Source organism: Variovorax sp. WS11, from assembly GCF_010499245.1.
GTDB lineage: Bacteria > Pseudomonadota > Gammaproteobacteria > Burkholderiales > Burkholderiaceae_C > Variovorax.
This window is the reverse complement of the sequence record NZ_JAAGOW010000002.1, coordinates 885,600-906,361: the sequence shown is the minus strand read 5'-3', so window position 1 is coordinate 906,361 and position 20,762 is coordinate 885,600. Positions and strand designations below refer to the sequence as shown.

Annotated in this window: 15 protein-coding genes and 2 pseudogenes; 9 read left to right on the top strand and 8 right to left on the bottom strand. The window is 67.1% G+C overall.

Features of this window, described 5'->3' with window-relative positions; genetic code table 11:
• Nucleotides 1-106: 106 nt before the first annotated feature.
• Together GXN78_RS24760 and GXN78_RS24755 are read right to left on the bottom strand one after the other, a co-directional pair.
• Nucleotides 107-2,407 (bottom strand): NADP-dependent malic enzyme, encoded by a 2,301-nt coding sequence (locus tag GXN78_RS24760; protein ID WP_106557300.1) that lies wholly within the window; start codon nt 2,405-2,407, stop codon nt 107-109.
• Between the two features lie 90 nt (nt 2,408-2,497).
• The gene (locus tag GXN78_RS24755; protein ID WP_106557301.1) at nt 2,498-3,406 is read right to left on the bottom strand and encodes a LysR family transcriptional regulator; all 909 of its coding nucleotides are present in this window, start codon (nt 3,404-3,406) and stop codon (nt 2,498-2,500) included.
• 95 nt (nt 3,407-3,501) lie between these two features.
• Here GXN78_RS24755 and GXN78_RS24750 point away from each other — a divergent pair, with 95 nt between their 5' ends.
• The 8 genes from GXN78_RS24750 (at nt 3,502) to GXN78_RS24715 (ending at nt 12,578) form a co-directional block, all read left to right on the top strand.
• Nucleotides 3,502-4,473 carry a tripartite tricarboxylate transporter substrate binding protein gene (locus GXN78_RS24750; protein ID WP_106557302.1) on the top strand — a complete coding sequence of 324 codons (972 nt, stop codon included), beginning with the start codon at nt 3,502-3,504 and terminating at the stop codon, nt 4,471-4,473.
• 10 nt (nt 4,474-4,483) lie between these two features.
• Nucleotides 4,484-5,443, top strand: coding sequence for a tripartite tricarboxylate transporter substrate binding protein (locus GXN78_RS24745; RefSeq protein WP_239142891.1), 960 nt, complete (start codon nt 4,484-4,486; stop codon nt 5,441-5,443).
• 5 nt (nt 5,444-5,448) lie between these two features.
• Nucleotides 5,449-6,408: a 2-hydroxyacid dehydrogenase gene (locus GXN78_RS24740; RefSeq protein ID WP_106557328.1), complete on the top strand. Its 960-nt coding sequence runs from the start codon at nt 5,449-5,451 to the stop codon at nt 6,406-6,408.
• Between the two features lie 92 nt (nt 6,409-6,500).
• On the top strand, nt 6,501-7,970 hold the full coding sequence (gene trkA / locus GXN78_RS24735; RefSeq protein ID WP_106557304.1) for a Trk system potassium transporter TrkA: 1,470 nt from the start codon (nt 6,501-6,503) through the stop codon (nt 7,968-7,970).
• An 18-nt stretch (nt 7,971-7,988) separates the two neighbouring features.
• Entirely contained in the window at nt 7,989-9,455 is a 1,467-nt protein-coding gene (locus tag GXN78_RS24730; RefSeq protein WP_106557305.1) for a potassium transporter TrkG, read from the top strand.
• 43 nt (nt 9,456-9,498) lie between these two features.
• A complete protein-coding gene (locus GXN78_RS24725; RefSeq protein ID WP_106557306.1) occupies nt 9,499-10,191 on the top strand; it encodes a hypothetical protein in 693 nt (230 codons plus the stop codon).
• A 65-nt stretch (nt 10,192-10,256) separates the two neighbouring features.
• On the top strand, nt 10,257-11,063 hold the full coding sequence (locus GXN78_RS24720; protein ID WP_106557307.1) for an alpha/beta hydrolase: 807 nt from the start codon (nt 10,257-10,259) through the stop codon (nt 11,061-11,063).
• Nucleotides 11,064-12,578 carry an ATP-binding protein gene (locus tag GXN78_RS24715; RefSeq protein WP_106557308.1) on the top strand — a complete coding sequence of 505 codons (1,515 nt, stop codon included), beginning with the start codon at nt 11,064-11,066 and terminating at the stop codon, nt 12,576-12,578. It abuts the gene before it with no gap.
• Nucleotides 12,579-12,628: 50 nt separating this feature from the next.
• Here GXN78_RS24715 and GXN78_RS24710 read toward each other — a convergent pair whose 3' ends face one another.
• The 6 genes and pseudogenes from GXN78_RS24710 to GXN78_RS24685 all read right to left on the bottom strand — a co-directional run.
• Nucleotides 12,629-13,858 (bottom strand): porin, encoded by a 1,230-nt coding sequence (locus tag GXN78_RS24710; RefSeq protein ID WP_106557309.1) that lies wholly within the window; start codon nt 13,856-13,858, stop codon nt 12,629-12,631.
• Nucleotides 13,859-13,895: 37 nt separating this feature from the next.
• Nucleotides 13,896-15,524: a 3-(methylthio)propionyl-CoA ligase gene (locus GXN78_RS24705; RefSeq protein WP_106557310.1), complete on the bottom strand. Its 1,629-nt coding sequence runs from the start codon at nt 15,522-15,524 to the stop codon at nt 13,896-13,898.
• A gap of 29 nt (nt 15,525-15,553) precedes the next feature.
• Nucleotides 15,554-16,525 (bottom strand): quinone oxidoreductase, encoded by a 972-nt coding sequence (locus tag GXN78_RS24700; RefSeq protein WP_106557311.1) that lies wholly within the window; start codon nt 16,523-16,525, stop codon nt 15,554-15,556.
• Nucleotides 16,526-16,594: 69 nt separating this feature from the next.
• On the bottom strand, nt 16,595-17,566 hold the full coding sequence (locus GXN78_RS24695; protein ID WP_106557312.1) for a tripartite tricarboxylate transporter substrate binding protein: 972 nt from the start codon (nt 17,564-17,566) through the stop codon (nt 16,595-16,597).
• A 19-nt stretch (nt 17,567-17,585) separates the two neighbouring features.
• Nucleotides 17,586-18,646: pseudogene (locus GXN78_RS24690) on the bottom strand (3-keto-5-aminohexanoate cleavage protein).
• Between the two features lie 93 nt (nt 18,647-18,739).
• Nucleotides 18,740-19,573: pseudogene (locus tag GXN78_RS24685) on the bottom strand (TauD/TfdA family dioxygenase); the annotation flags it as partial.
• Between the two features lie 143 nt (nt 19,574-19,716).
• Here GXN78_RS24685 and GXN78_RS24680 point away from each other — a divergent pair.
• The gene (locus GXN78_RS24680) at nt 19,717-20,733 is read left to right on the top strand and encodes an AraC family transcriptional regulator (protein WP_106559091.1); all 1,017 of its coding nucleotides are present in this window, start codon (nt 19,717-19,719) and stop codon (nt 20,731-20,733) included.
• The last annotated feature ends 29 nt before the right edge of the window (nt 20,734-20,762 follow it).

Genomic DNA, 20,762 nt, shown 5'->3' with positions numbered 1-20,762 from the left:
CGAACCCTTCCGGCTGAGCCAAGCGGGTGCATGCGGCCGGCCCCCTCCCAATGAAAACGCCCTGCCGCGCGCACCGCGGCAGGGCGTTCGTTCTGGTGCGTGCGGCCTACTTGGACGAGCTCGCGTTGGCCACGGCCAGCGCCGTCATGTTGAGCACGCGGCGCACGGTGGCCGAAGGCGTGAGGATGTGCGCCGAGCCGCTCGCGCCCATGAGGATCGGCCCCACCGTCACGCCGTTGCCGCCGGTCATCTTCAGCACGTTGAAGAGGATGTTGGCGGCATCGAGGTTGGGGCAGATCAGCAGGTTGGCCGAGCCGCTGAGCGTGGTCTCGGGCAGGGCGTTGTGGCGCACGGTCTCGGACAGCGCGGCATCGCCGTGCATCTCGCCGTCGCATTCGACGTCGGGTGCCATCTTCGCGAACAGGTCGCGCGCCAGCCGCATCTTGCGCGCCGAGGCGCGTTCGGACGAGCCGAAGTTGGAGTGCGAGAGGAAGGCCACCCTGGGCGGCAGGCCGAAGCGGCGCACCTCGTCGGCCGCCATCACCGCGATCTCCGCCAGGGTCTGGGCGTCCGGGTCCTCGTGCACGTTGGTGTCGGCGATGAACAGGGTGTATTTCTCGAGCGTCAGCGCGTTGAGGGTGGCGAATCCGGGAGCGCCGCGCTTCAGGCCCAGCACCTGGTTGAGGATCTTCAGGTGGCTGTCGAAGCGCCCGACCAGGCCGCACAGCATCGCGTCGGCATCGCCCAGGTGAACCATCAGCGAGCCGATGGTGGTGTTGGAGCGCCGCACCATCGCCTTCGACGCCTCGGGCGTGATGCCGCGGCGGCCCATGACCTTGTGGTAGGCCTCCCAGTAGGTGCGGAAGCGCGGGTCGTCCTCGGGGTCGACCACGTCGACGTCGGTGCCCACCCGGATGCGCAGACCCGCCTTCTTGATGCGCGTCTCGATCACGGCCGGGCGGCCGATCAGGATCGGCTTGGCCAGGCCTTCGTCGACCGCCAGCTGGGCGGCACGCAGCACGCGGTCGTCCTCCCCTTCGCAGTAGGCCACGCGCTTGGCGCTCGCCAGCTTGGCGGCGCTGAACACCGGGCGCATGAACATGCCGGTCTGGTAGACGAAGCGCGCCAGGTTCTGGCGGTAGCCGTCCAGGTCCTCGATCGGCCGCGTGGCCACGCCCGAGGCCTGGGCGGCCTTGGCCACGGCAGGTGCGATGCGCAGGATGAGGCGCGAGTCGAAGGGCTTGGGGATGATGTAGTCGGGGCCGAAGGCCAGCTCCTGGCCCTGGTAGGCGGTGGCCACCTCTTCGCTGATGTCGGCCTTGGTCAGCTCGGCGATCTCGCGCACGCAGGCCAGCTTCATCTCTTCCGTGATCTTGGTCGCGCCGCAGTCCAGCGCGCCGCGGAAGATGTAGGGGAAGCACAGCACGTTGTTGACCTGATTCGGGTAGTCCGAGCGGCCGGTGGCGATGATGCAGTCGGGCCGCACTTCCTTGGCCAGCTCGGGCCGGATCTCGGGCTCGGGGTTGGCCAGCGCCAGGATGATGGGCTTGTCGGCCATGGACTTGACCATGTCCTGCGAGACCACGCCCGGCGCCGAGCAGCCGAGGAAGACGTCGGCGTTCTTCATCACGTCGGCCAGGGTGCGGGCGCCGCTGTCCGACTGCGCGTAGCGCGACTTCGAGTCGTCGAAGCCGCCCGGGCGGCCGATGTAGATCAGGCCCTTGGAGTCGACCGCGAAGATGTTGGCGGGCTTGGCGCCCATGCCCACCATCACGTCCAGGCAGGCGATGGCGGCGGCGCCGGCGCCGGAGACGGCGATCTTCACTTCCTGGATCTTCTTGCCGACCAGCTCCAGCCCGTTGATCAGCGCCGCGGCCGAGATGATGGCGGTGCCGTGCTGGTCGTCATGGAACACCGGGATGTTCATGCGCTCGCGCAGCTTGCGCTCGATGTAGAAGCACTCGGGCGCCTTGATGTCCTCGAGGTTGATGCCGCCCAGCGTGGGCTCCAGCGCGGCGATGATCTCGACCAGCTTGTCGGGGTCGAGTTCGGCCAGCTCGATGTCGAACACGTCGATGCCGGCGAACTTCTTGAAGAGGCAGCCCTTGCCTTCCATCACCGGCTTGGCAGCCAGCGGGCCGATGTTGCCCAGGCCCAGCACCGCGGTGCCGTTGGTGACCACGCCCACCAGGTTGCCGCGCGAGGTGTACTCGGCGGCCATGGAGGGGTCGGCCTCGATGTCGAGGCAGGGGTAGGCGACGCCGGGGGAGTAGGCCAGCGAGAGGTCGCGCTGGTTCAGCAGCGGCTTCGTCGGCGTGATGGAAATCTTGCCTTTGGCGGGGCTGCGGTGGTACTCACGGGCGGCATCGCGCAATGCTTCTTCTGCTGGGGACAGGGGGGCGGCCATGAAAAAGTCTCCTTGGTTCTGACGAGCGGAGAGGCTACTCCAAAAGCGCGGGGTGCTCGTGTAGTGGAACCACGAAGGTGCACGGGTGGCTCAGGGCAGCGGGGCTGCCGGCCCCTTCGTACGATGACTGATGACGAACTCGCGCAGCGCGTGCAGCGCCGGGTTGCGCGAGTCCTCGCGCCAGGCCAGGTAGATCTCGGCGCTGACGTCCTTGCGCCAGAGCGGCCGGAGCACCACGTTCTCGAAGCCGAGGTACTTCGCCGACGCAGGGACGATGGCGATGCCGATGCCCGAGCGCACCAGTGAAACGATCGTATGGGTTTGCCCGATGTGGTGCACGTATTCCGGAGAGCGATCGGTCGGGGGAAACAGGCCGGCGATCTTGTCGTGGAAGTATTTACCCTCCTTTTCCGAGTACATGATCATCGGCACGCCGGCCAGGTCCTCGCGGCGGACGCGTGACTTGCCGGCCAACGGGTGTTGGGCAGGCAGCGCGAGCACCAAGGGCTCCTTCGAAATGCGGTGATAGCGAATGCCCACCGCCGGCTGCGTCGGCCGCACGAATCCGAGGTCGATGGTCTCCGACTCGAGTGCGCGAAGCTGGTCCGACGAGACCATTTCCTTCAGCAGGATGCGGATGGTGGGCAATGCCTTGCCCGCAGCCGCCAGGAGTTCCGGGATGAGCGCATAGCCGCAGACGCCCGTGTAGCCGACCACCACCCTGCCGGCCTCGCCGCGGGCGGTGCGCCGCGCCATGTCGGCCGCAAGTTCGGCGCGGCGCAGAATCGCCTCTGCTTCCTCGAACAGGACGGCGCCGGCGGCGGTGAGCCGCACTCTCCGGCTCGTCCGTTCCAGCAACTGGGCGCCCACGGCATGTTCGAGCAGCTGGATCTGGCGCGACAGCGGCGGCTGCGTCATGTGAAGGCGCGCGGCCGCGCGGCCGAAATGCAATTCCTTGGCGACGGCGACGAAACAGCGCAGTTGGAAGAGGTCGAGCATCGATCCAGATTGTGCATCGATCGATCCACGATCTGGCTTGGACTTTTATCGATCCGCTTCCTAGACTCCTGCTCATACCGATCAGGAGACATTGCATGCGTCAACTCGTACTGGGCCTCGTTGCCGCAGCCGCTGCAGCGACCATCGCCGCGCCGGCCGCTGCCCAATCATTTCCCGCCAAGCCGATCCGCATCGTGGTGCCCGCGACGCCGGGCGGCGCGATCGATCTCGCTGCCCGCGTCATCGGCGACAAGCTCGCGCAGGCCTGGGGCCAGCCCGTGGTCGTCGACAACAAGCCCGGCGCCGCGGGCATCGCCGGCACGGACGTGGTCGCGAAGGCGCCTGCGGACGGCTACACCTTCGCGCTGGTGGCGAGCAGCCACGCGATCAACGCGACGCTCTACGGCAAGCTGCCGTACGACACGCAGAAAGACTTCACGCCCATCGCGCTGACGCACGTGGTGCCGCTCGTGCTGGTCGTGAACAACAACGTGCCCGCGAAGAGCGTGCGCGACTTCACGAGCTACCTGAAGGCGAACCCCGACAAGGTGAGCTATGCATCCTCGGGCAACGGCGGCGCGCCGCACCTCTCGGCAGAGCTCTTCAAGTCACTGACCGGCACGACGATGACGCACATCCCGTACAAGGGCAGCACCGCGGCGCACACCGACCTCATCTCGGGCGAGGTGCAGGCGATGTTCGATACCGTGGTCGCGATCGGTCCGCAAATCAAGGCCGGCAAGGTCCGTCCCCTGGGCGTCACCACGGCGAAGCGCTCCGCTGCGTTGCCGGAGATCCCGACGATCGCCGAGTCCGGCGTGAGCGGCTACGAGACGAGCACCTGGGGCGGGCTGATTGCGCCGGCCGGCACGCCGAAGGAGATCGTGGCCAAGGTCAATGCGGAGGTGAGCCGCATCCTGAAGATGCCGGACGTGCGTGAGCGGCTGCAGGCTTCGGGGGCCGAGCCGGGGAGCGGAAGCGCCGATGACTTTGCACGCTTCATCCAGTCGGAAGTGCAGAAGTGGGGCCAGGTGGTCAAGGCCTCCGGCGCCACGGCCACGCAGTGAGGGGACCGCCTTGAAGAAGTCTTTGATTGCGCTGCTGGTCTCCCTCTCGGCGGCCGGTGCTTTCGCGCAGGCCTGGCCGGCGCGTGCCGTCACGATGGTGGTTCCCTTCCCCCCGGGCGGGGGCACCGATACCGGCGCGCGCATCGTCGCGCAGCAGCTTTCGAAGAAGTGGGGCCAGCCCGTCGTGGTGGAGAACAAGGGCGGCGCGGCGGGCCAGATTGGCGCCGAGTTCGTGGCCAAGGCGCGGCCCGATGGCTACACGATCCTCATGGGAAACATCGGGACCCAGGCGATCAACCCCGTGCTCTATCCGAAACTGCCCTACAACCCCGACACGGCGTTTGCGCCGATCGGCCTTGTGGCGGAATTGCCGCTCGCGATGATGGTCCATCCAAGCGTGGCGGCGAAGTCGCCGAAGGAGTTCGTCGCGCTGGCGAAGGCGCAGCCCGGCAAGCTCAGCTACAGCAGCTCCGGCGCCGGCGGCGCACCGCACCTCGCGGCGGAAATGTTCAAGGACGCGACGGGCAGCTTCATCCTCCACGTGCCCTACCGTGGCGGCGGGCCCGCAATCGCCGACCTGCTGGCCGGGCACGTCCAGCTGTCCTTCATGACCGTGCTGGAAGCCAGCGGGCACATCAACGCAGGCAAGCTGCGTGCGCTGGCCGTCACCAGCGACAAGCGCGTGAGTGCGCTCCCTGCCGTGCCCACGCTCGCGGAATCGGTGGTGCCGGGATTCAACAGCATCTCGTGGATCGGGCTGTTGGCGCCGGCGCAGACGCCGCGCGAGGTGGTCGTGAAGATCTCCGCCGACCTGCGCGAAGCGGTCGCCCAGGACGAAGTGCGGGACAAGCTGGTCCAACTCGGCGCTGTCCCGGCCGCGACCACGCCCGATCAGTTCGCGCGCCTGATAGACAACGACCGCAAGCGCTACGCAGAGATCATTCGCGTGCGCAACGTCAAGATCGATTGAAGAAGATGACCGACCGCCCCGTCCTCCTCCAGACCATTGCGCTGCTGCCTTCGCTGGAGCGCGCACTCGCCGACACCTACGTCGTGCGTCGCCTGCCCGGACCCGGGCCGGAGCGCAACGCCTTTCTCGCGGAGCGCGGCACGGAGATCGCAGGGGTGGTGACGTCGGCCGCCTGCGGTGCCGACGCCGCCTTGATCGGCGCGCTGCCCCATCTGCGCGTCATCTCGAGCTTCGGCGTCGGGCTCGACCGGCTGGACCTCGCCGCCGCCGCGCAGCGCGGAATCCCCGTCGGCTACACCCCCGATGTCCTCAACGACTGTGTCGCCGACATGGCCATGGGACTGCTCCTGTCGGTGGCGCGGCGGCTGCCGGAGGCGGACCGCTACGTGCGCGCGCACCGCTGGCAGGCCGGCGGCCACTCGCCCTTTCCCCTGGGCCGGCAGGTGAGCGGCGCGAAGCTCGGGCTCGTCGGGCTCGGCCGCATCGGCCGGACGATCGCCCGGCGCGCGGGGGGATTCGACATGGAGCTTCGCTACCACGCACGGCGGGCCGTGGAAGGTGTAGCTTGGGCCCATGAACCCCGGTTGCTCGACCTGGCGCGCTGGGCGGACTTCCTCGTGATCATCACGGCGGGCGGTGCGGCCACCCGCCACCTCGTGGATGCGGCGGTGCTCGATGCACTGGGCGCCAAGGGCTTTCTGGTGAACGTGGCCAGGGGAACGGTCGTCGACGAGGCGGCGCTGCTCGATGCATTGAAGCGAAGGCAGATTGCCGGCGCCGCCCTCGACGTCTTCGAAGACGAGCCGCACGTGCCGGCCGAACTCCTCGCGCTCGACAACGTGGTGCTCGCACCGCACATCGCGAGTTCGACGGTGCAGACGCGGGAAGCCATGGGCCGGAGAGTGCTGGATAACCTTTCGGCGTTCTTCGAAGGGCGTATGTTGCCCAGCGCTGCTGCGAACTGACGGTTCTCCCACGCCGCCCGGCCCAGCGATCTGCCAGGGCGACTATCACGCGGTTCCCTTCGGGCGTATAAACCGTCCCGGGGGGACATCCATTGAAAATCATCATCCTCGGCGCTGGCCGGATCGGCGAGAGCGTGGCCGGCACGCTCGTGTCGGAGCGCAACGACATCACCGTCATCGACACCGACGCGGTGCGCCTGCGCCAACTCGAGGAACGCTTCGAACTGCGCGGCGTGGTGGGCAGCGGCATCGAGCCCGACGTGCTGACCGAAGCCGGCGCGCGCGATGCCGACATGCTGATCGCCTGCGCCGCGCAGGACGAGACCAACCTGGTCTGCTGCAAGGTCGCCCACCAGGTGTTCGGCATTCCGACGCGCATCGCGCGCGTGCGTTCCAATGCGTTCAAGGACGACAGCCCACTCCTCGGCAAGGAAGGCTTTGCCGTCGACCGCGTGATCTGCCCCGAGGAATCGCTGACGCGCTACATCGGCAAGCTGGTCGAGTACCCCGAGGCGCTGCAGGTGCGCGAGTTCGCCAACGGGCTGGCCTGCCTGGTGTCGGTGCGCGCGGTGGCGGGCGCGCCCTTGGTGCGCCACACCATCGCCGAGCTGCGCGAATGCGTGCCCGGTGCGGACATGCGCATCGTCGCGATCTACCGCCGGCTCGAGAACGAGCCCGACCGCTTCATCCTCTGCGAAGGCCAGACGCTCATCGAGCCCGGCGACGAGGTGTTCGTGCTGTCGGCGCGCGAGCACCTGCAATCGGTCCTGTCGGCGCTGCACCGCTACGACCAGGCCGATCATCGCGCCGTCGAGCGCATCATGATCGCGGGCGGCGGCCGCGTGGGCCTGCGGCTTGCGAGGCAACTGGTCGAGACCGGCCGCAACTACCAGATCAAGCTGCTGGAGCGCGACCACGCACGCTGCGTGCTGCTCGCCTCCGAGCTGCCGACCGGCGTGCTGGTGCTGCACGGCGACGGCACCGACGAAGACCTGCTGGAAGACGAGGGCATCGAGAACATCGACCTGTTCCTCTCGCTCACCAGCGACGACGAGGACAACATCATGGCCAGCCTGCTGGCCAAGCGCCTGGGCGCGCAGCGCGTGCTGGCGCTGATCAACCGCCGCAGCTATGCCGACCTGATGCACGGCACGCAGATCGACATTGCGCTGTCGCCCGCGCAGACCATGCTGGGCGAACTGCTGGCCTATGTGCGCCGGGGCGACGTGCAGGCGGTGCACAGCCTGCGCCGCGGCGTGGCCGAGGCCCTGGAGATCGTGGCGCGCGGCGACCGCAAGACCTCGCGCGTGGTCGGGCGCAGGATCTCGGACATCCAGCTGCCCAAGGGCGCGCAGTTCGGCCTGGTCATGCGCGGCTTGCCGGAGATCGGGGAGGGCGCGGTCCCGGCCGGCGAGGCGCCGCTGCCCACGCCGGCACAAGTGATCATCGCGCGCGGCGACACCGTGATCGAGAGCAACGACCACGTCGTGATCTTCGTGCCGCGCAAGCGCCAGCTGCGCGACGTGGAGAAGCTGTTCCGCGTGAGCGCCACCTTCTTCTGACGCCACGGCGCGCCTTCAATGAGCGACTTCCTTCCGGTCCTGCGCGTGCTCGGTGCGCTCCTGACCTTCTTCTCGCTCGGCATGTTCGTGCCGTGGGTCATCTCGTGGACGCACGCCGACGGCCTGCGCCATGTGTGGGCCTTCTCGGCGGCGATCTCCTTCGTCTGCGGCGGCGCGCTGTGGGGCGGCCTGAGCCGCTACAAGCGCGAGCTGCAACCGCGCCACGGCATCTTCCTGGTCTCCTTCACCTGGGTGCTGCTGCCGCTCTTTGCCACGCTGCCGCTGATGTGGGCGCTCGACGACATCGGGCGGCCGATCAACTTCACGCATGCCTACTTCGAGGCGGTGTCGGGCCTCACGACCACGGGCGCGACGGTGCTCGTCAAGCTGGACGAGTTGCCGGTGTCGATCAACGTGTGGCGCACCTTCCTGCAATGGCTCGGCGGCATGGGCATCCTGGTGCTGGCGGTGGCCATCCTGCCGCTCTTGGGCGTGGGCGGCAGCCAGCTCTTCAAGGCCGAGGTGGCCGGCCCGATCAAGGACAGCAAGCTCACGCCGCGCGTGAAGGAAACCGCCAAGGGGCTCTGGGGCATCTACGCGACCTTCTCGGCGATCTGCTTCCTCGCATACTGGGCCTTCGGCATGACGGCCATCGACGCGCTCATGCACATGTTCACCACCGTGAGCCTGGGCGGGCTCTCGCCGCACGACGCGAGCTTTGCGCACTTCGCGTCGCCGCTGCTCGAAGGGGTGGCGGTGCTCTTCATGCTCGCGGCCAGCTGCAACTTCGCGCTGTACTTCGTCGCGATGCGAAAAGGCCACTGGCGCGGCTTCTGGCGCGACCCGGAGATGCGCGCCACGCTCGGCGCGCTGATCGGCGGCGGTCTGCTGGTGGCGGTGGTGCTGTGGGTGAAAGGCGTCTACGGGCCGGTGGACGCGCTGCGCTACGGCGTGTTCCACACCATCTCGGTCGGCAGCACGACCGGGTTTGCGACCGTCGACTACCTTCACTGGCCCGTGTTCGCGCCGCTCTTCATGCTGCTGCTCTCGAGCGTGGCGACCAGCGCAGGCTCTGCCGGCTGCGGCATCAAGATGGTGCGGGTGCTCATCCTCGTGAAGCAGGCGCGCCGCGAGATGACGAGTCTCGTGCATCCGCGCGCGGTCCAGCCGGTGACGCTCGGCAGCATGGTGGTCGACCACCGCGTGATCTTCTCGGTGCTGGCCTTCATGCTGGTCTACGGCGTGACCACGATCTCGCTGAGCATGCTGCTGGTGCTGACCGACCTCGACCCCGTCACGGCTTTCAGCGCCGTGCTGGCGAGCGTGAACTGCACCGGCCCGGGCCTCGGCAGCGTGGGGCCGGCCGGCAACTTCGCCGGCCTGACGAATTTCCAGGTGTGGGTCTGCACCTTCGCGATGGTGCTGGGCCGGCTCGAGATGCTGAGCTTCATCGCACTGCTGACGCCTTCGTTCTGGCGCAAGTGAGGAGGGGCCCGGCTCTCGTGGTCGATGGCTCTAACATCCCCGCATGTACATCGGTCATTTCGCCATCGGCCTGGCCTTGAAGGCGCGTTATCCGGCGGTGCCCGCCGTGCCCATCGTGTTCGGCGCGGGCTTCCTGGACATTCTCGATGGCCTCTTCATCGTTCTGGGCTGGGATCGCGTCACGGCGAACCTGCTCGCCGGCCCGTACCTCTTCTTCGACAACACCTTCATCGACTGGGACCACTCGTTGCTGGCCGCGTTGTTCTGGTCGGCGATCTGGGGTGCGCTGTTCCTGCGAGACAGGCGGGTTGCGGCCCTGGCCTTCGTCGCGTCCCTGTCGCACTTCGTCGCGGACTGGGCCGTGCACAACGACGACTTGGCTCTGTATCCACACGCCGAGACCCATTGGGGCTATGGGCTGTGGGGCAAGCTGGGCACTGCATCGTGGGTTCTGGAAGGTGTGTTCGCCGCGGCCTTGCTCGCATACGCATGGGCCGCGAGCGCTCGTCGTGGGGTCAGCCTGTTCTGGCCTTCGATCGTGCTCGTCGTCCTGTTCCTCGGCCTGTCACCCTGGCTTTCGCCCATGAAGCAGGTCGCGGGGCTGAACGAACCCTGGGCGCATCTGCTTCAGGGCAGCTTGGTCACCCTCGGTTTTCTCGTTCCCGGAACCCTGCTGATAAGGCTTGTCGACAAGGCGGAAAGCAAGGCGACGCGCCGCGTTTGGCTTGGGGAATAATGGACTTTTGCCGCTGACTGCTCCAAGGCCAAGGGGCGAACCGGCACTCCAGCAAAGGACAGGGCATGTCGCTCAAGAAGCGGAACAACGTCAAGGTTCTTGGCAACGGGCCTGCCACGATGGTCTTCTCGCACGGATTCGGGTGCGACCAGAACATGTGGCGCTTCCTGGCGCCGCAGTATGCCTCGCGCTTTCGCACCGTCACCTTCGACCTGGTCGGCGCCGGACAGTCGGAGATCGCGGCCTACAACCGCGTCAAGTACGACCATCTGTCCGGCTACGCAGACGACCTGCTGGAGCTGGTCAACGAGTTCGCCGATGGGCCGGTCATCTTCGTCGGGCACTCCGTGAGCGCCATGATCGGCCTGCTGGCCGGCATCCGCGCCCCGGAGCGTTTTGCAGGCCACGTGATGATGGGGCCGTCGCCGTGCTACATCAACGACGCAGACTACGTCGGCGGCTTCACCAAAGAAGACATCGACTCGCTGCTGGACACGCTGGAATCGAACTACCTGGGCTGGGCCAGCAGCATGGCGCCCGCCATCATGGGGGCGCCCGAGCAGCCGGAGCTGGGTGTCGAGCTCACGAACAGCTTCTGCCGCACCGACCCCGACATCGCCAAGCAATTCGCGCGCGTCACCTTCATGTCGGACAACCGGGCCGATCTGCCCAAGCTCACCGCGCCGACCCTGATCGTTCAGTCCAGCGACGATCTCATTGCGCCTGTCGCCGTCGGCGAGTACATGCATCGACATCTTCCGAACGCCATGCTTCGCGTCGTGGAGAACGTCGGCCACTGCCCGCACCTGAGCGCGCCCTGCGCAAGCGCCGACGCGGTGGATGAATTCCTCGCGACCCTGCGGCTTCGATGAATGGCCGAGCACGTTCCCGAACTGCCGGACGCCGAGCAACTCTTCGATGAGTTCCCGACAGGCCTGCTCGTCACCACCGTCACCGGCACCATCCTGAAGGTCAACAAGACCTTCTGCACCTGGCTCGGCATGGAGCGCGACGAGCTGGTCGGCAAGAAGCGGCTTCAGGAACTCTTCACAATGGGTGGCCGGATCTTCCACCAGACCCACTGGCTGCCGACCCTGGACATGCAGGGCTCCCTGTCCGAAGTGAAGCTCGACCTTCGCCACAAGGACGGACACACCCTTCCGATGATGCTCAACGCGATTCGGCGCGCCACGGAGGCCGGCAGCTACGACGAGGTCTCGATGGTGGTCGCCGAGGAGCGCAACAAGTACGAGCGCGAGCTCCTCGCCGCGCGCAAGCGCGCCGACGACCTGGTGACGAAGGAACGCGAAGCCCAGGCCGCACTGAAGGTGACGCAGGCCCGGCTGAGACAGGCCTTGAAGCTGGGCAATCTCTTCCTCTGGGACGTGGATGCGGCAACGGGCGCGCGTCGCTATGAAGACGATGTGGCGCGATTGCTCGGATACGCGTCGTCACGGCGCGTGAGCGACGCGCTCTATGCCGCGGCGGTTGTGCCGGACGACCGCGAGAGCGAGCGCCACGCCATGGAATGCGCGCTGGGGCGCACCGAGGAGGTCTACAACTGCACCTACAGGCTCGATGGCGTCGATGGTGTTCGACGGACCGTGGCGTCCACGGGACATGGGTTCTTCAACGATGACGGCAGCCTGGCCTACTTCATCGGCGTGCTGAGCGACATTACCGAATCGACCCGTGAGCGCGCGCGTGCCCACGACAGGGCCCTTTTCGCAGAGCAGATGGTGGGCATCGTCAGCCACGACCTGCGCAATCCGCTGTCCGCCATCCTCATGGGCGCGAAGCTGCTCGCACGTGGCGAGACCTCCGCCGACAGGCTTCGCGTGCTCGGCCATGTCGACAGTTCGGCGCAGCGCGCCCAGCGCCTGATCGAGGAACTGCTCGACTTCACGCTCGTGCGAGTGGGGCGCGGCCTGGCGGTCGCCGCCGCGAGCCTCGACCTGCATGCCTTGGCCGCAAAGATCGTGGAGGAGCTCGCGCTTGCATTCCCCGACCGCGCCATCGTCCACCGCGCCGAAGGCACAGGCCACTGCATCGCCGACGCGGACCGCGTGGCGCAGCTCCTCGGCAACCTGGTGAGCAATGCGATGGCTTACGGCGAGCCCGGCGGCACCGTGACGGTGACCTCGACGCTTCGGGGAGAAACGGCCAGTCTTTCCGTGCACAACTGGGGCGAGCCCATCGCGCCAGAGGTACAGGCATCGCTCTTCGAACCCATGGTGCGGGGCGACTCCGCGGGGAGTGCCGCACGCAGCGTGGGGCTGGGCCTCTTCATCGTGCGTGCCGTCGCACGAGCGCACAGAGGCGATGTGCGCGTGAGCTCGTCGCGGCTCGGTGGGACGACTTTCAGCTTCAGCTTTCCGAGGGGGTGATCGGACTTCCCCCGTTGCGTACAGTGCTGCCGGCAGCCGCCCTCGGAAGATCAGAACGCGTGCCGGAGGCCAAAGTCGTAGCCGTAGGAACTGCGAGGCTCCATGCCGCCGGTGCTGACATAGGCAGGCTGAGGCAGGATGGCCGGGAGACTCAGCACCAGCGGGGTGACGCCCATCACCGTCGGATTGTTGTGGCCGTTTCGCACGCGGATGCGCGCCACTGACGCGTACAAGGCCGTGCGCTTGGACAGGTGGTGCACATAGCCCAGCGCCAGCTTGTTGACCGAGGCATCGCTGTCCGGCAGGCCGTTGCCGTTCTTGAAGTTGACCCGCGCAAGCGATGCGCGGATGACGCCCGGCCCCACCGGCACATTCACGCCGGCGACGAGGCCGTCGTAGCGGTCCGTCAGCCGGACGGGGAGGGTCGCGGTTCCATCGCGCACATCGCGCACGCGCGACCATTCGGCGAGGACCTTCGCCACCCCGAAGTCGTAGGAGCCGCCGATGTTCAGGCTCTTGATCTTCTCGCCGCCGGGCAGGGTGCTGACCAAGGTGCTTTCACCGTAGCCCAGCGCCACGTCGGCCTTGCTGTCGGTCCAGCCCAGGCGGCCGCCCACATAGCGCCCGCGCTCGGATGTCCCGGCGAGCGCGGTGCTGACGTCCACGTTCTCGTGAAGCGCGTACTGCACCTGCCCGTAGATGCCGCCCAGTCCCGGCGGCAGGAAGTAGCTGACGGCATTGCTCGTGCGCAGATAGCTGTCGGTCCCGGCAGACAGCCCCCCGCCCAAAACCCCGCCGGTGGCCAGCGCCCGTGAAGCGGCCAGGTTGCTGTTGACGACCGCGATCAGGTTGGTGCCGACGCCGTTGACGCCGAAGGGATCGAACACGGCATCGTTCCAGAAGGAGGCGGTGTAGTCGCGGCCCAGCCGAATCTCGCCGAAGGGGCCGGACAGGCTCACGGTGGAGCGGCGGCCGAAGTTCGCGATGCCGCTGGCGCCCGAGTCGTTGGCCACCGGCGCTTCCAGCCAGAAGCTCGCCGCCAGCCCGCCGCCCAGGTCTTCGCTCCCTCGAAAGCCGAACCTGCTGGAGTTGTAGCCCGAGCTCGACAGCACCTTCTGGCTCTGCGTCACCTCGCGCGGCGGCGTCAGGCCAAAGGATCGGCTCTTGACGCTGTAGTAGCTGATGCCGGCATCCACGACGCCGAACATGGTGACGGACGATTGCGCCGCGGCAGTTCCCGCAGCGGCGAGCGCGCACAGCGCCAGCACGTTTTTCTTCATGGTTTGTTTCTCCTCACAGTGAATGGTCATGCGTTTCTCAAGCCTGGGCCAGCAAGTGGTCGCGCCACGCGTCGCGCAGCACGTTCTTCTGCACCTTGCCGGTTCCGCCCAGGGGGATGCTGTCGACGAACACCACGTCGTCCGGTGTCCACCATCTGGCGATCTTTCCTTCGTAGAAGCCGAGCAGTTCGTCGCGCGACAGCTCATGCCCGGGCTTCTTCACCACGATCAGCAGCGGTCGCTCGTCCCACTTGGGGTGGCGCGCGGCAATGCAGGCGGCGGCCGCCACCGCGGGGTGCGCGACGGCAATGTTCTCCAGGTCGATGGAGCCGATCCACTCGCCGCCCGACTTGATCACGTCCTTGCTGCGGTCGCTGATCTGCATGAAGCCCTCGGCGTCGATGGTCGACACGTCGCCGGTGGGGAACCAGCCGTCCACCACGGGGCCGGCACCTTCGCCGCGGTAGTAGCCGGAAGCGATCCAGGGCCCCCGCACCATCAGTTCGCCCGTCACCAGTCCGTCGTTCGGCAGGCGCTCGCCGTGGGCATCGACGATCTTCATCTCCACGCCGAACACCGCGCGGCCCTGCTTGGCCTGGATGGCAAGGCGCTGCGACGCATCGAGTTCCAGATGCCGCGTCTGGAGCCTGCACACCGACCCCAGCGGGCTGGTTTCCGTCATGCCCCAGGCGTGCACCACCTGCACGCCATGGCGCTCCTGGAAGGACTGCACCATGGCGGGCGGGCAGGCCGAACCGCCGATGACGGTGCGGCGCATGGTGCTGAACTTCAACCCGTTGGCTTCCACATGCGCAAGGAGGCCCTGCCACACGGTCGGCACGCCGGCGGACACCGTGACGCCTTCGGCCTCGAACAACTCGTGCAGCGACGGGCCGTCGAGCCGCGGCCCGGGGAACACCAGCTTGGCGCCCACCATGCAGGCGATGTACGGAATGCCCCAGGCGTTCACATGAAACATGGGCACCACGGGCAGCACGGTATCGCTGCCGGAGTAGCAGAGCGCATCCGGCAGCGCCGCGGCGTAGGCGTGCAACACCGTGGAGCGGTGGCTGTAGAGCACGCCCTTGGGATTGCCGGTGGTGCCGGACGTGTAGCACAGCGACGAGGCCGAGCGCTCGTCGAACTCGGGCCAGTCGAACGCGGGCGAATGGGCTTCGAGCAACTCCTCGTAGCACAGCAGGTTCGGGATCGTCGTGGAGGCGGGCATGTGTGCCCGGTCGGTCATGGCGACGAAGGCCTTGATGGAGGCCACGCGGGGCGCGATCGTCTCGACCAGGGGGAGGAAGCTGAGGTCGAAGAACAGGATCTGGTCTACTGCGTGCTCGGCGATCCAAGCCGCCTGATCGGCATGCAGGCGTGGGTTGACCGTATGCAGCACGGCGCCCGAGCCGGACACGGCGTAGTAGAGCTCCATGTGGCGGTGCCCGTTCCAGGCCAGCGTGGCCACGCGCTCGCCATGCCCGATGCCATGCGCGGCCAGGGCATTGGCCAGCCGGCGCGCCCGTTGGCCGAGTTCGCGGTAGGTCATGCGGTGCAGGTCGCCTTCGACGCGGCGCGACACGATCTCCTGGTCGCCGTGCTGGCTCTCTGCATGCGTGAGCAGGCTGGAGATCAGCAATGGCCGATCCATCATCAAACCGTTCATGGGACGTGTGCTTTCAGGTTGAAGGTGGATCAGGGCACGAGGACGGTCGATCCGGTGGTCTTGCGCGACTCCAGCGCGCGATGGGCTTCGGCCGCATCCGCAAGCGGGAACACCTGCTTGGGCTCGCTGACGATGCGGCCGGCCAGCACGTGGTCGAACAGTTCGCGGGCCATGTCCAGCATGTGGGCACGCGGCTGGATGTAGTGCACCATCGCCGGCCGCGTGACCCACAGCGAACCTTTGGCGGCCAGCATCTGCGAGTCGATCACCACCGGGCCCGACGATGTGCCGTTGCTGACCAGCGAGCCGCGAGGCTGCAGGCAATCCAGCGAGGCCGCGAGCGTGTCCTTGCCCACCGAGTCGTAGACCACCGGCACGCCTTTGCCGTCGGTGATCTCCTTGACGCGCTGGACGATGTCCTCGCGCGAGGTCACGATGGTGTGGGCGCAGCCGTTGGCCTTGGCGAGCTCGGCCTTCTCGTCGGTGCTGACGGTGCCGATCATGGTCACGCCCATGGCGCGCGCCCATTGGCAGGCGATCAGGCCCACGCCGCCGGCCGCCGCGTGGTAGAGGATGGTCTCGCCGCCCTGGAGCGGAAACACCTGGCGGAACAGGTACTGCGCCGTCATGCCCTTCATCATCAAGGTGGCGGCCGTGCGGTCCGACACGCCGTCGGGCAGCGGGATCAGCACCTCGGCCGGCATCACGCGCACCTGCGAGTACGCGCCCTGCGGCCCGATGAGGTAGCCCACGCGGTCACCCACCCGGATGTCCGTCACGCCCGGGCCCACGGCTTCGACCACGCCTACCGCATCGGAGCCCAGCCCGTTGGGCAGCGCGAGCGGATAGCGCCCGGTCCGGAAATAGATGTCGATGAAGTTCAGCGCGATGTAGCTGTGGCGCACGCGGGCCTGGCCGGGGGCGGGATCGCCGACCTCGACGTCTTCCAGTTTCAGCACCTCGGGCGTGCCGGTCTCGTAAAAGCGGATGGCTTTGGCCATGTCATGTCTCCTGTTTTTTCGGTGTCGAGGCGCTCGGCATGCAGCACCTTCCGGCGGTGGCGTCGAAGCTCAGTCGAGCTTGATGTTGAAGGTCTTGACGATGTCGGCGTTGCGGTCGAATTCCTCCCGCAGCTGGCTTTGCGCCTGCGCCAGCGAACGTTCCGGCATCGGCTCGAAGCCGGCACTGATCAGGCGCTCACGCACCGTTGCATTCGCCGCGACCTTCTGCAGCGCCGCATGAATCTTCTCGGCCACCGGTGCCGGCATCTGGGACGAGGCGATCACGCCCGTCCAGTTGCTGAAGTTCAGCGCCGGGTAGCCCAGCTCCGTGAGCGTGGGCACGTTGGGAAACTCCGGCATGCGGGCCTTGGTCGCGACCGCCAGCAGCCGCACCTTCCCCGCAGCAATCAGGTTCTTGGAGGTGACGGCGCCGTCGAACATGAGCGGAACCTGGCCGCCCATCAACTGGGCCAGCGCCGGCGCCGACCCCGGGTAGGGCACATGCTGCATGTCCAGCCCCGCCGCCTTGTTCAGGATGGCGCCGGCGTACTGGGATGCCGTTCCCGCGCTGTAGGAGGCATAGGACACCTGGCCGGGATGCGCCTTCACGTAGGCGATGGCCTCCTTCGCGTCCTTGGCCGGGAACTGCGGCGAAGAGATGAAGAGCAGGGAGGAGAGCGCCATCAGCGAGATGGGCTTGATGTCCTTGAGCGGATCGAAGCCGCCCTTGAGCACGTGCGGCACCTCGGTGAGCACGTTGCTGGCCGTCACCATCAGCGTCTGGCCGTCGGCCGGCTGCGAGAGCAGGTACTTCACCGCAATGGAGCCGCCGGCGCCCGGCTTGTTCTCGACCACCACCGGCTGGCCGATGTCGCGCGAGAGCTGATCGCTCACGATGCGCGCCATGACGTCGATGGTGCCTCCTGGCGGGGCAGGCACGATCATCTTGACCGGCTTGTCGGCGAAGGCAGATGCCGAAGCCGGCAGCAGCCCGGCGGCGGCGAGCGCGGCACACAGGCCGAGACTGAAAAAGCGCTTCATGGATGCTCCTGTGCCGCGCTCAGGCGGCCTTGCGCAGGAAGCCCTGCTGGCCGCCATTGCGATTGGGTGCGAAGCCGTTGGCCAGCAGCGTCTCTTCGACCGTGTCGTAGAACACGCCGATCTTGCAGATCTCGCGCGCCTGCTGGGCGGTCGCGATGGGGCGGCCGAACTCGCCGGCAATGCGCACCAGCTGCTCGATCTGCGCCACGGTGCCGATCTTTGCGCTGCGCGACTGGTTCCAGAGGTTGTCTTCGGTGCCGCAGCGCACATGCAGCCCCATGGCGATGCCCATCATGTTGACCGGGAGCACGTTGAGCACCGAGCTTTCCACCGTCAACATCGCGCCATCGGGCACGGCCCGCACGAAGTTGGCCAGGTTGTAGATGTTCGGCGCGTCCATGCCGCCGCCGATCGCCACCCAGTTCAAGGCCAGCGGGCCCTTGTAGATGCCGCGCCGCATCAGGCGCTCGACCGACTCGAAGCTGTTGATGTTGTAGCACTGGAAGGCGCTCTGGATGCCCGCGGCCGACAGGCGGCGGATGTGCTCCTCGGCCCAGCCGGGCTGGGCCGGCACGGTCATCTCCTTGTAGGCATTGAAGACGACCGGGTCCTCCATCGAAGTGCCCTGGATGTCCCGGGCGTCGAACTGCTCCAGGATGTTCATTTGCGAGGTGTTGATCGTCACCGTCACCTGGTCGGGCTTGGGGTCCAGTTCCGCCAGCATGTGGCGGGTGTCGTCGCTCAGCCACTTGGCGGCTGCGCCGTCGGTCTCGGGCGCAAAGCTGATGGAGCCGCCCACCTGAATGATCATCTCCGGCACGCGGTCGCGCACGCCGGCGATCAGTTCGTTGAACTTGGACAGCCGCTTGGAGCCCTTGCCGTCCAGCTCGCGCACATGAAGGTGCAGCACGGTGGCGCCGGCCTCATAGCAGTCCACCGCCTTCTGGATCTGCTCTTCCATCGTCACGGCGATCTCGCCGGGAAAATCGGAAGGCACCCACGAGGGCGCGTAGGGCGCCGCGGTGATGACCAGCGGCTGCGCTGGTTCTCGGGGAACAGGTGACCGTCGAGGAAGTTCATTATTGAATGCTCCGGGGGAATGTCGAAGGCGGCAGGGAGGGGCGGCAGGGGGAGGGCGGCGGGGGATGGGCGGCAGCTCAGAAGGTCGGCGATGCCGATGATTCCTGCGCGTTCCATCTTGCGATGGCAGGGCGGGTAGTCCATCACCGCGTAGTGCTGCGTGGCCCGGTTGTCCCAGATCGCCACGCTGTTCGGCTGCCAGCGCCAGCGCACCTGGTACTCGGGAATCGTGGCCTGGCCGAGCAGGTACTGCAGCAGCGACGACGAGCCCTGCACGAAGTCCTGCCCGTAGCGCACGTTGGCCGGCGTGTGGAAGTTGGTGAAGTGCGTGGTGAAGCTGTTGACGAACAGCACCTTCTCGCCCGTTTCGGGGTGCGTGCGAACCACGGGATGCTCGGCGTCCGGGAACTGTGCCTTGAGCGTCAGCCGCTTCTCGGCCGGCATGGCCGCGCCGAAGGTCGCCTCGATGCTGTGGCGGGCCCGCAGCGGGGCGATCAGCGTCTTGATGTGCTCAGGCAGCTTTTCGTAGGCCAGCGCCATGTTCACCCACATGGTGTCTCCGCCCACCGGCGGGCACTCGATGCAGCGCAGCACACAGCCCATCGGCGGCACCTCGCGCCAGGTCGCGTCCGTGTGCCAGCTGTTCTCATAGCGATCGTTGGGGGCATCGGGCGTCTTGTAGATGCGCACCAGCCCGGGGTGCTCGGGATCGCTGCCGGCAACGGGATGGTCTTCCAGTTCGCCAAAGCGCCGAGCGAAGGCCACGTGGTCCTCGCGGCTGAAGGTCTGGTCGCGCAGGAACAGCACCTTGTGGCGCAGCAGTGCAGCCTTGATCTCCGAGAACAAGTCCTCGCTGCGCACTGCGTCGGCAAGGTTGACGCCTTGGAGCTGCGCGCCTATGGCGCATGTCAGCGCTTCGATCTTCATGTTTGTCTCCTTCTTTGCCTCGAGCTTCAGGGGGCTCGGACAGTGATCGAACTGTAGGATTCGCGCTGTGTTGGCGCTTTGCAATTGATGCCTTTCGCTTGACATTTCGTGCCAAAATCGCCTCCCCACGGAAGGGCTTCACGATGACGGCTTTGGTGCGCGCAGCCGCGCTGACGAACTTCTCTGAAGTTGCACAGGAGCTCGGATTCGATCCGGGCGCGGCGCTGCGCAGGGCGGGACTGCGAGCCGAGCTGATCCGCCAGCCGGACCAGCTGATCGAAGCGGATCGGGTTGCGCGCCTGTTCGAGGACGCTGCCCGCAGCACCGGCTGCGAATCCTTCGGTCTGCGCATGGCAGCGCAGCGCCAGCTGTCGAACTTCGGCGTGGTCAGCCTGCTGCTCATTCACCAACCCACGCTGCGGCAGGTGCTGCTGACGCTCATCGAGCACTTGCACCTGCTCAACGAGCGCTTGGCGATCCAGGTCGAGGACGTCGGCGATCGGGTGGTCCTGCGCGAGGAACTGCTGCTTCCGGGGGCCGCCCGCCAGTCCATCGAACTGGCGATCGGCGTTCTCTACCGCATGGGCGAGGTGCTTCTTCGGGAGCGCTGGCTACCGACGAGCGTCAGCTTTGCGCACGAGGCACCGGCGAACCTGGCCTTTCATCGCCGCTTCTTCAAATGCCGCGTCGAGTTCAACGGCGCCTTCAATGGGCTGGTGTGCCGCGCCGCGGATCTGGATGTGGCCAATTCGGCGGCCGATCCCGTGCTGGCCGAACATGCCAGGAAGATGATTGCGGCGCTGCCCGACGATCGGCAGCGCTCCATCGACCAGGAGGTTCGCAAGGCCATCTACCTCATGCTGCCGACGGGCCGGGCGACGTGCAAATCCGTCGCCTCCGGCTTGGGGGTCAGCATGCGCACCTTGCAGCGAGAGCTCGATGAACATGGATTCACCTTCAAGGCCTTGATCAATGAAGTGCGGCAGGAACTCGCCCGCCGCTATGTCGCCAACACCCACCACAGCCTTGGCGAGGTCGCGGCGATGCTGGGCTACACCACGCACAGCGCATTCACCCGATGGTTCGGCACGCAGTTCGGCTGTTCTCCGGAAGCGTGGCGCACCCGCTCGGCACCCTCGACAAGGGTGCTTTCTCCATAGCAGCGCCGCTTGTCGGATTTCAACTTTCT